Genomic DNA, 1,906 nt, shown 5'->3' with positions numbered 1-1,906 from the left:
GCCAAGAAGACGGTGAAGAAGGCCGCCAGCAAGACGCCCGCCAAGGCGACGAAGGCCACGGCCACCGCGAAGAAAACCACGAAGAAGGTCGCGAAGAAGGCGGCCACGGTGACCGACGACGACGCGCCGTTCTGAGCCCGTGGGGCCGCACCGCCGCCACCGGCGCGCGGCCCCGGCGGATGCGCGCTCAACCCTGCCAGCCCAGCCACCATGGACCACGCCAACCGCAGCGACACCATCGACGCCACCGTGGACGCGCTGCGCCGCGGCGGCGTCGTGGCCTACCCGACCGAAGCGGTGTGGGGACTGGGCTGCGACCCGTTCGATGAGCAGGCGGTGATGCGCCTGTTGGCGATCAAGCAACGCCCGGTGGACAAGGGCCTGATCCTGATTGCCGCCGATGCCACCCAGCTGGACGCATCGGTGGATTGGACCGCCCTGCCCGCCGACCGGCGCGCCACCGTGCAAGCCAGTTGGCCGGGCCCCAACACCTGGACCGTGCCGGTGACCGCTGGCGTGCCGCCCTGGATCCGGGGCACGCACGCCAGCGTGGCCGTGCGCGTCAGCGACCACCCCACGGTGATCGCCCTGTGCCGTGCCTTCGGCGGCCCGCTGGTGTCCACCAGCGCCAACCTGACCGGCAGGCCCCCCGCCTTCCACCGCGCAGACCTCGACCCGGCCCTGCTGGGACTGCTGGATGCCGTGTGCGAAGGCGAGACCGGCGGCTTGGCCGCCCCTACGGCCATCCGCGATGCCCTGACCGACGCCGTTCTGCGCGGCTGAGGCCGGCGCGGCGACTACCGGCAGGCGCGCCGACGGCGCAAGATGGCCGCATGCGCCCGGCCCTGCTGCTCCTACTAGTGCTGATCTGCCTGCCCCCGACGCTCGTGCGCGCAGGCGAAATCACCGTGTACCGCTGCACGGACGCAGCCGGGCGCGTCAGCCTGCGCGACACGCCCTGCCCCCGCGGCCAGCAACAGAGCACGCGCGAGATGGTGCGGCCCAAGGACCCACCGCCACGGGCGGCATCGCCAGCTCCGGCCGCGGAGGTGCCCTCGCCCGCGCCCCCATCGCCCGGCATCGTGGTGGTGCACACCCCCGATCCCGTGTACGAGTGCGTGACCCCGGATGGTGAGCGCTACACCGCATCCAACCCCGACGGCAACCCGCGCTGGGTGCCGTTGTGGACGCTTGGTTACCCCGTACATCCGGACCTGTCCGCGCGCCCGGAGGGCGTGCACGGTCGCATCGACATGGGCGGCGGCAACGTGCGCGGGCGCGTGGAGTTCGGCAGCACCCTGCCACCGCGTCCTCCGCTCACGCGACCGATGCCGACGCGCCACCCCAGCGGCGTGGTGGCCGCGTTCCCCACGGGCACGTGGATTCGCGACGCCTGCACCCGGCTGCCGCAGGCCGAGGTGTGCGCACGCCTGCGCGACCGGCGTTACGCCCTGGACCGGCGCTACAACAGCGCGCTGCAAAGCGAGCGCCGGCGCATCACCGACGAGCAGCGATTGATTGATGCGCAACTGGGTGAAACGTGCGTTGCGCGTTGATGCAGGCCTGTTAAACGCTGCGTCGCATGCGCGCGTTATCAAGGTGCAGCGTGCATAAGTGGCTGGCGGGTTGCGTCAACCTGCTAACAACGTCGGGCAAAGTGCGTTCCCGGCCTATACAGCTACGCCCTTGGTTATCACGACATTTTTCGGGTGATAAATGTTTATCACGGCATATCTGCGTGATAGCACGGACGTGAAAGTGCTCCGCAGGGCGCCACATCGACTTGCAACGCCTTGTTCTGGCTAGGAAATTGTCACGTTGACTCAACCAGAATGGCTACGCACCATACGGTGTTATCGTCCCGGAACGGCATCTAATTAGCGTTAGGCCGCCGAGGACAGATCAT

General features: G+C 69.2%; 2 protein-coding genes. Both read left to right on the top strand.

The window, feature by feature from the left end; genetic code table 11:
- Nucleotides 1–210: 210 nt before the first annotated feature.
- Entirely contained in the window at nt 211–783 is a 573-nt protein-coding gene (gene tsaC, locus N800_RS14960; RefSeq protein WP_036140504.1) for an L-threonylcarbamoyladenylate synthase type 1 TsaC, read from the top strand.
- Between the two features lie 50 nt (nt 784–833).
- Nucleotides 834–1,556 carry a DUF4124 domain-containing protein gene (locus N800_RS14955; RefSeq protein WP_036140501.1) on the top strand — a complete coding sequence of 241 codons (723 nt, stop codon included), beginning with the start codon at nt 834–836 and terminating at the stop codon, nt 1,554–1,556.
- The last annotated feature ends 350 nt before the right edge of the window (nt 1,557–1,906 follow it).

It is taken from the genome of Lysobacter daejeonensis GH1-9, from assembly GCF_000768355.1.
Classification (GTDB): domain Bacteria; phylum Pseudomonadota; class Gammaproteobacteria; order Xanthomonadales; family Xanthomonadaceae; genus Aerolutibacter; species Aerolutibacter daejeonensis.
The sequence above is the reverse complement of the archived record's forward strand: the minus strand, read 5'-3'. Positions and strand labels throughout refer to the sequence as shown.

Coding starts and splice junctions, on each gene's coding strand:
- tsaC (WP_036140504.1), top strand. CDS start 211: ATGGACCACGCCAACCGCAGCGACACCATCGACGCCACCGTGGACGCG.
- N800_RS14955 (WP_036140501.1), top strand. CDS start 834: ATGCGCCCGGCCCTGCTGCTCCTACTAGTGCTGATCTGCCTGCCCCCG.